This is a genomic window from Shewanella gelidii, from assembly GCF_014647855.1.
Taxonomy (GTDB): Bacteria; Pseudomonadota; Gammaproteobacteria; order Enterobacterales; family Shewanellaceae; genus Shewanella; species Shewanella gelidii.
This window is the reverse complement of record NZ_BMPZ01000008.1, coordinates 158,859-159,517: the sequence shown is the minus strand read 5'-3', so window position 1 is coordinate 159,517 and position 659 is coordinate 158,859. Positions and strand designations below refer to the sequence as shown.

At 54.3% G+C, this 659-nt stretch carries 1 protein-coding gene; it reads right to left on the bottom strand.

Annotated elements, in window-relative coordinates; genetic code table 11:
- Positions 1-639: cadherin-like domain-containing protein (locus IEY18_RS13860; RefSeq protein WP_268244253.1), on the bottom strand; the 639-nt coding region annotated here is incomplete at its 3' end.
- Positions 640-659 lie beyond the last annotated feature (20 nt).

The following is a 659-nucleotide window of genomic DNA, read 5'->3' as shown; positions in this document are numbered from 1 at the left end:
ACTGCCCGTAATCGGCGTATCTTCGGCGGTGCTGACCACTTCGTTCGCATCCACAAACGGATCGGTTTCTGGCGTGACCGAAATGGTTAAGGTTGAGGTATCGGTACTCAATCCATCGGTGAGCAGATAAGTCACCACTGGCACCGGGCCGTTGTAGTTCAGAGCCGGGGTAAAGCTGTAGCTGCCATCGGTGTTTAAGATCAACACCCCAATACCGGCAATCGTCACTGAATCGCCCGCATTGTATGTGCTGTTATCGCCCGCGACCGTGAAGCTGACCACGGTGACATCGCCTTCCACGGAAGATGTGCCTTCGAGCACACTGCCCGTAATCGGCGTATCTTCGGCGGTGCTGACCACTTCGTTCGCATCCGTAAATGGGTCGGTTTCTGGCGTGACCGAAATGGTTAAGGTTGAGGTATCGGTACTCAATCCATCGGTGAGCAGGTAAGTGATGATCGGTACAGGGCCGTTGTAGTTCAGAGCCGGGGTAAAGCTGTAGCTGCCATCGGTGTTTAAGATCAACACCCCAATACCGGCGATGGTGACGCTATCGCCCGCATTGTATGTGCTGTTATCGCCAGCAACCGAGAAGCTGACCACGGTGACATCGCCTTCCACAGAAGATGTACCTTCCAAAACACTGCCCGTAATCGGCA